Origin of the sequence: Pseudomonas sp. p106, from assembly GCF_003936645.1 — a bacterium.
In the GTDB taxonomy this organism is placed as follows: Bacteria; Pseudomonadota; Gammaproteobacteria; order Pseudomonadales; family Pseudomonadaceae; genus Aquipseudomonas; species Aquipseudomonas putida_E.
The window spans coordinates 1-6,657 of record NZ_RHQR01000040.1; the positions used below are offsets into that span (position 1 = coordinate 1).

General features: G+C 64.0%; 7 protein-coding genes. 2 read left to right on the top strand and 5 right to left on the bottom strand.

The window, feature by feature from the left end:
- Positions 1-121: 121 nt before the first annotated feature.
- The 5 genes from EGJ09_RS26240 to def are packed head-to-tail and all read right to left on the bottom strand — an operon-like array spanning position 122 to position 4,644.
- Complete coding sequence (locus EGJ09_RS26240; protein ID WP_125925170.1) at positions 122-430, bottom strand: tetratricopeptide repeat protein; 309 nt, start codon at positions 428-430, stop codon at positions 122-124.
- Positions 431-441: 11 nt separating this feature from the next.
- Positions 442-1,815, bottom strand: coding sequence for a Trk system potassium transporter TrkA (trkA, locus tag EGJ09_RS26245; protein ID WP_012312036.1), 1,374 nt, complete (start codon positions 1,813-1,815; stop codon positions 442-444).
- A 23-nt stretch (positions 1,816-1,838) separates the two neighbouring features.
- On the bottom strand, positions 1,839-3,149 hold the full coding sequence (rsmB, locus tag EGJ09_RS26250; protein ID WP_125925171.1) for a 16S rRNA (cytosine(967)-C(5))-methyltransferase RsmB: 1,311 nt from the start codon (positions 3,147-3,149) through the stop codon (positions 1,839-1,841).
- Positions 3,146-4,078, bottom strand: a complete 933-nt coding sequence (gene fmt / locus EGJ09_RS26255) for a methionyl-tRNA formyltransferase (protein WP_039603240.1) — start codon at positions 4,076-4,078, stop codon at positions 3,146-3,148. The genes rsmB and fmt overlap by 4 nt, the downstream gene beginning before the upstream one ends.
- Positions 4,079-4,137: 59 nt before the next feature.
- A complete protein-coding gene (gene def / locus EGJ09_RS26260) occupies positions 4,138-4,644 on the bottom strand; it encodes a peptide deformylase (protein ID WP_012312039.1) in 507 nt (168 codons plus the stop codon).
- Between the two features lie 206 nt (positions 4,645-4,850).
- Between def and dprA the strand changes: the two genes are divergently transcribed.
- Both dprA and EGJ09_RS26270 read left to right on the top strand, forming a co-directional pair.
- Positions 4,851-5,948 (top strand): DNA-processing protein DprA, encoded by a 1,098-nt coding sequence (gene dprA, locus EGJ09_RS26265; RefSeq protein WP_125925172.1) that lies wholly within the window; start codon positions 4,851-4,853, stop codon positions 5,946-5,948.
- 38 nt (positions 5,949-5,986) lie between these two features.
- A complete protein-coding gene (locus tag EGJ09_RS26270) occupies positions 5,987-6,544 on the top strand; it encodes an L-threonylcarbamoyladenylate synthase (RefSeq protein ID WP_012312041.1) in 558 nt (185 codons plus the stop codon).
- Positions 6,545-6,657: the final 113 nt, after the last annotated feature.

The window sequence follows — 6,657 nt, forward strand, 5'->3', positions numbered from 1 at the left end:
GGATTTACCGGCCCTATCGCCGGCAAGCCGGCTCCCACAGGGAACGCGCAGTTCTTGAGGTCTGCACTGTACTTGTGGGAGCCGGCTTGCCGGCGATGGGCTGCAAAGCAGCCCCGGCATTTCAGGCTTTATTCAGCTTCTTGAGAAACACCGCCATCTCTTTCTCGGCCTGCTTGTCCCCATGGGCCTGCGCCGCCACGATCCCGTCTTCCCAGGCCTTGCGCGCCGCCGTCAGGTCGCCCTGCAGTTGATACGCCTTGCCGAGCAGCTTCCACGCTGCCGAATACTTGGGGTCCTGTGCCACGCAACTGGCCAGGTGCACTGCCGCTTCGGCGTCGTTGCCCTCGTCCAGCCAGGCCTTGCCCAGGCCGAACCGCAGCAGCGGGTTATCCACACCCTTGGCCAGCATTTTCTCCAGCGATTCGCGCATGCCCGCCTCCCCTAGAAGAAACTCAAGCCGACGTGGAACAGCTTCTCCACGTCGCGAATGTGCTTTTTATCCACAACGAACAGGATCACGTGGTCACCCGACTCGATCACTGTGTCGTCGTGGGCGATCAGCACCTGCTCGTCGCGGATGATCGCGCCAATGGTGGTGCCCGGCGGCAGGGCGATATCTTCGATGGCCTTGCCGATCACCTTGCTCGACTTCGAGTCGCCATGTGCCACAGCCTCGATGGCCTCTGCCGCACCGCGGCGCAGGGAGTGCACGCTGACAATATCGCCACGGCGCACATGCGCCAGCAAGGTACCGATGGTAGCCAGCTGGGGGCTGATGGCGATATCGATTTCACCGCCTTGCACGAGGTCTACGTAGGCCGGGTTGTTGATGATCGTCATCACCTTGCCCGCACCGAGCCGCTTGGCCAGCAGTGACGACATGATGTTCGCCTCGTCATCATTGGTCAGGGCGAGGAATATGTCGGCATCGGCGATGTTCTCTTCGAGCATCAGGTCCTTGTCCGAGGCGCTGCCCTGCAGCACCACGGTGCTTTCCAGGGTGTCGGAGAGGTGCCGGCAACGGGCCGCGCTCATTTCGATGATCTTCACCTGGTAGCGGCTTTCGATGGCCTCTGCCAGGCGTTCGCCGATCTGCCCGCCGCCGGCGATGACCACACGCTTGTTGGTCTCGTCGATGCGCCGTAGCTCGCCCATCACGGCGCGGATGTCTTTCTTCGCGGCGATGAAGAACACCTCGTCATCGGCCTCGATCACGGTGTCGCCCCGTGGGGTGATCGGCCGGTCACGGCGGAAGATCGCGGCCACGCGGGTATCGACGTTGGGCATGTGCGCGCGGATCTGGCGCAGCTGCTGGCCCACCAATGGGCCGCCGTAATAGGCCTTGACCGCCACCAGTTGCGCCTTGCCCTCGGCAAAGTCGATCACCTGCAGCGAACCTGGGTGTTCTATGAGCCGTTTGATGTAGTTGGTCACCACCTGTTCGGGGCTGATCAGCACGTCCACGGGGATGTGGTCGTTGTCGAACAGCTCTTCGCGGGTGAGGTAGGCCGATTCACGCACCCGGGCAATCTTGGTGGGCGTGTGGAACAGCGAATAGGCGACCTGGCAGGCGACCATGTTGGTTTCGTCGCTGTTGGTTACCGCCACCAGCATGTCAGCGTCATCGGCACCGGCCTGGCGCAGGACCGTCGGGAGCGAGCCGCGGCCTTGCACGGTACGGATATCCAGGCGGTCGCCCAGGTCACGCAGGCGGTCGCCGTCGGTATCGACCACAGTGATGTCGTTGGCTTCGCTGGCCAGATGCTCTGCCAGCGTACCGCCTACCTGGCCTGCGCCAAGGATGATTATCTTCATCCGCTACTCCCTAACCTTTTTTCTTAACCGCGCGAGGCGGCGATCTTGATCAGCTTGGCATAGTAGAAACCGTCATGGCCGCCTTCCTGGGCCAGCAGCTGGCGGCCATGGGGCTGGCGGATACCAGCTTCTGTGGCCAGGTCCAGCTCACGGGCGCCCGGCGTGCGGGCAAGGAAGGCCTCGATCACTTCGGTATTCTCGGTCGGCAGGCTGGAGCAAGTGGCGTACAGCAGCATGCCGCCGACTTCCAGGGTCGGCCACAGGGCATCGAGCAACTCGCCCTGCAGCGCGGCCAGCGCCGGAATGTCGTCAGCCTGGCGGGTCAGCTTGATGTCCGGGTGGCGGCGAATGACGCCGGTAGCCGAGCACGGCGCGTCGAGCAGGATGCGCTGGAACGGCTTGCCGTCCCACCAGCTGGCGGTGTCACGGGCGTCGCAGGCGATCAGTTCGGCGTCCAGTTGCAGGCGGTCGAGGTTCTCGCGCACCCGGGTCAGGCGCTTGGCTTCCAGGTCGATGGCCACCAGGTGCGCAAGGCCCGCTTCTGCCTCGAGCAGGTGGCACGTCTTGCCGCCTGGGGCGCAGCAGGCATCGAGCACGCGCTGGCCGGGGGCCAGTTCAAGCAGGTCGGCCGACAGCTGCGCGGCTTCGTCCTGAACGCTCACCCAGCCCTCGGCAAAGCCCGGCAGGCTGCGCACGTCGCAGGCCTCAGTCAGCACAATGCCGTCGCGGCTGAACTGGCAGGCGCTGGCGCCAACGCCGGTTTCGGTCAGCAGGGCAAGGTAGGCATCGCGGCTGTGGTGGCGGCGGTTGACCCGCAGGATCATTGGCGGGTGAGCGTTGTTGGCCGCGCAAATGGCTTCCCACTGCTCGGGCCAGAACGCCTTGAGGGCTTTCTGCAGCCAGCGTGGGTGGGCGGTGCGTACAACAGGGTCGCGTTCCATGCCGGCGAGCAGCGCCTCGCCTTCACGTTGGGCGCGGCGCAGCACGGCGTTGAGCAGGCCCTTGGCCCACGGTTTTTTCAGTTTGTCGGCGCAACCGACCGTCTCGCCGATGGCGGCGTGGGCCGGGATGCGCGTGTAGAACAACTGGTACAGGCCTACCAGCAGCAGTGCCTGCACATCGGCATCAGCGGCCTTGAACGGCTTCTGCAGCAACTGGGCTGCGAGCAGGTCCAGGCGTGGCTGCCAGCGGGCGGTACCGAACGCCAGGTCCTGGGTCAGGCCGCGGTCGCGGTCCTCGACCTTGTCCAGTTGCGCTGGCAGCGAACTGTTCAGCGAGGCCTTGCCACTGAGCACAGCGGCCAAGGCACGGGCGGCGGCGAGGCGTGGGTTCATTGGCCAAGCACCTTGCCGGTGGCGAACTTCTCGCGGCGGCTATTGAACAGGTCGCTGAAGGCCAGGGCCTTGCCGCCAGGCAATTGCAGGCGGGTAAGGCTCAAGGCCTGGTCACCGCAGGCGACCACGAGGCCGTCTTTGCTGGCTGACAGGATCTCGCCAGGGGCGCCTTCACCTGTGGACAATCTGGCGGCCAGCACCTTCACGCTTTCGCCATCCAGAGTGCTGTGGCACACCGGCCAAGGGTTGAAGGCGCGGATCAGGCGCTCCAGCTCCACAGCCGGGCGGCTCCAGTCGATGCGTGCCTCGTCTTTGTTCAGCTTGTGCGCATACGTGGCCAGGGCGTCGTCCTGCACCTCGCCTTGCAGGCTGCCGTCGGCCAGCCCGGCGATGGCTTGCACCACGGCTGGCGGGCCCATGGCGGCGAGGCGATCGTGCAGGCTGCCGCCGGTGTCTTCGGCACTGATTGGTGTGACGACCTTGAGCAGCATCGGGCCAGTGTCCAGGCCTGCTTCCATGCGCATCACGGTCACGCCGCTCTCGGCGTCGCCGGCTTCCACGGCGCGCTGGATCGGCGCCGCGCCGCGCCAGCGTGGCAGCAGGGAGGCGTGGCTGTTGATGCAGCCCAGGCGTGGGATGTCCAGCACCACCTGGGGCAAGATCAGGCCATAGGCGACCACTACCATCAGGTCCGGCTTGAGCGCGGCGAGTTCCGCCTGTGCATCTTCATTGCGCAGGGTTGGCGGCTGGAACACCGGGATGTCATGGGCCACCGCCAGCGCTTTGACCGCGCTTGGCATCAGCTTCTGGCCACGGCCGGCCGGGCGGTCGGGCTGGGTGTAGACGGCCACGATCTCGTAGGGGCTGTCGAGCAGGGCCTTGAGGTGTTCGGCGGCAAACTCTGGAGTGCCTGCAAAGACGATGCGCATGGAGGTCTCGCTTCAAAAAAGAAAAAGGCTTGCCGGAGCAAGCCTTCTGGAAGGTGGGATCAGGCTTGCTGGCGGTGCTGCTTTTCCAGCTTCTTCTTGATCCGGTCGCGCTTGAGCTGCGACAGGTAGTCGACGAACAGCTTGCCGTTGAGGTGATCGAACTCGTGCTGCACGCATACCGCCAGCAGGCCTTCGGCTTCGAGCTCGAAAGGCTTGCCGTCACGGTCCTGCGCCTTGACGCGCACACGCAGCGGACGGTCGACGTTCTCGTAGAAGCCCGGCACCGACAGGCAGCCTTCCTGGTACTGGCCCATGTCGTGGGTCAGCTCTTCGACCGACGGGTTGATGAAGACCCGCGGCTCGCTGCGGTCTTCGCTCAGGTCCATGACCACAATCTGTTTGTGGACGTTGACCTGGGTGGCAGCCAGGCCGATGCCAGGCGCTTCGTACATGGTTTCAAACATGTCGTCGATCAGCTGGCGCAGGGCGTCGTCGAACTCCGTCACCGGTTTGGCGATGGTGCGCAGGCGCGGGTCTGGGAATTCGAGAATGTTCAAAATGGCCATAGGGTCAGGCAATCACTGTGCGTTCGGTTGAAAACTGAGCATACATAATAAAGGGAATCGACGATTTCGGCACCTGGCAAGCTCGTCTAGGGTGTTTATGGGCTTGATAGCGTCCATTTAATGGACAGCTTTTCAAAGTGTTACCCACAAACTTATCCACAGGTTGTGCCACGTAAATGGCCCTGTTTCGATCAAGGATGATCTCTATGCCGTTCCACCATTCGTCGCTTTGCCCGCCTGCCGAACTGGAAGCGCGGTTACGTCTACACCGCCTGCCCGAGACGGGATTGCGTCGTTTTCACACCTTGCTGCAAGCCTTTGGCAGTGCGTCTTCAGCGCTCAGTGCACCGGCGGGTGCCTGGCGTGCGCTGGGCATTGCGCAGGCCACCATCGACGCCCGGCGCAGTGCCGAAGTACGCGACGGGGCGCTGGCTGCAATGGCCTGGATAGAGCGTCCGGGCCAGCATTTGCTGATGTGGGACAGCCCTGGCTACCCCGCGCTGCTGGGCGAAATCGATGATGCCCCGCCGCTGCTTTTCGTCGCAGGCGACCCGGCTTTGCTCGAACGGCCACAGCTGGCAATAGTGGGCAGCAGGCGTGCTTCACCCCCGGCGCTCGACACCGCCAAGGCATTTTCCCGTTACCTCTCGCAGGCTGGCTTCACCATCACCAGTGGGCTTGCTTTGGGAATCGACGGTGCCGCTCATCGGGCCGCATTGCAGGCCGGGGGAGGCACGATCGGTGTGTTAGGCACCGGGCTGCAAAAACTTTATCCACAGCGCCACCGTGACCTGGCCAAAGCGATGATCGACAGCGGTAGCACGCTGGTTTCCGAGTACCCGCTCGATGCCGGGCCGCTGCCGGGTAACTTTCCGCGACGCAATCGCATCATCAGTGGCCTGTCACTTGGCGTGCTGGTGGTTGAGGCGAGCCTGGCCAGCGGTTCTTTGATCACAGCCCGCCTGGCCACCGAGCAAGGTCGTGAGGTTTACGCCGTTCCCGGCTCGATCCACCACCCCGGCGCCAAAGGCTGCCACCAGTTGATTCGCGACGGCGCACTGCTGGTTGAAAGTGTGGGGCAGATACTGGAAAGCTTGCAGGGTTGGCAGAACCTGCCGCCGGCAGTTGTGGATAAACCGTCCCATCCATTGCTTGCCTTGCTGCATGCTGCACCGCAGACCAGCGAGGCACTGGCTGCTTGTAGCGAGCTGCCCTTGGCGCAAGTACTGGCGCAATTGACCGAGCTGGAGCTCGAGGGCCGGGTGACCAATGAAGCCGGGCGTTGGTTTGCCCGCGCTGGCTAAGTAAACTGCGCGCATGGCTTAAATGCGGAGAGACACAAATGGTGAGCAGTTGGCGTGTGCAACAAGCCGCGCGTGAGATTCGGGCCGGTGCGGTGATCGCCTACCCGACTGAAGCGGTCTGGGGCCTGGGCTGCGACCCATGGAACGAGGACGCGGTGTATCGCTTGCTGGCGCTCAAGTCGCGGCCTGTGGATAAAGGGCTGATCCTGGTCGCCGACAACATCCGCCAGTTCGACTTCCTGTTCGAGGATTTTCCAGAGGACTGGATCGACCGCATGGGCAGCACCTGGCCTGGGCCCAATACCTGGCTGGTGCCGCACCAGGACCTGTTGCCGGAGTGGGTGACGGGGCAGCATGACACCGTGGCGCTGCGGGTCAGTGATCACCCGCAGGTGCGCGAGTTGTGCGCGCTGGTCGGGCCGTTGATTTCCACTTCTTGCAACCCAGGCGGGCGCCCGGCGGCGAAGAGCCGGTTGCGAGTGGAGCAGTATTTCCATGGTGACCTGGACATGGTGCTGGGGGGGGCGCTGGGGGGGCGGAAGAATCCGAGTGTGATTCGTAACCTGGCCACGGGCGAGATCGTTCGCCCGGGTTGACGCTGGCGAGGGCTGCGCCCTCGAATCGCCGGCAAGCCGGCTTGTATGGTAGGACTCGAAGGGGTGGGTGGGACCTAAAGCCGGCTTCTGACTGTTCACAGCAGTACAGACCG

Excerpts from the sequence above, each read along its gene's own strand:
- EGJ09_RS26270 (WP_012312041.1), top strand. The coding sequence starts at position 5,987 with ATGGTGAGCAGTTGGCGTGTGCAACAAGCCGCGCGTGAGATTCGGGCC.
- dprA (WP_125925172.1), top strand. The coding sequence starts at position 4,851 with ATGCCGTTCCACCATTCGTCGCTTTGCCCGCCTGCCGAACTGGAAGCG.
- trkA (WP_012312036.1), bottom strand. The coding sequence starts at position 1,815 with ATGAAGATAATCATCCTTGGCGCAGGCCAGGTAGGCGGTACGCTGGCA.
- rsmB (WP_125925171.1), bottom strand. The coding sequence starts at position 3,149 with ATGAACCCACGCCTCGCCGCCGCCCGTGCCTTGGCCGCTGTGCTCAGT.
- def (WP_012312039.1), bottom strand. The coding sequence starts at position 4,644 with ATGGCCATTTTGAACATTCTCGAATTCCCAGACCCGCGCCTGCGCACC.
- fmt (WP_039603240.1), bottom strand. The coding sequence starts at position 4,078 with ATGCGCATCGTCTTTGCAGGCACTCCAGAGTTTGCCGCCGAACACCTC.
- EGJ09_RS26240 (WP_125925170.1), bottom strand. The coding sequence starts at position 430 with ATGCGCGAATCGCTGGAGAAAATGCTGGCCAAGGGTGTGGATAACCCG.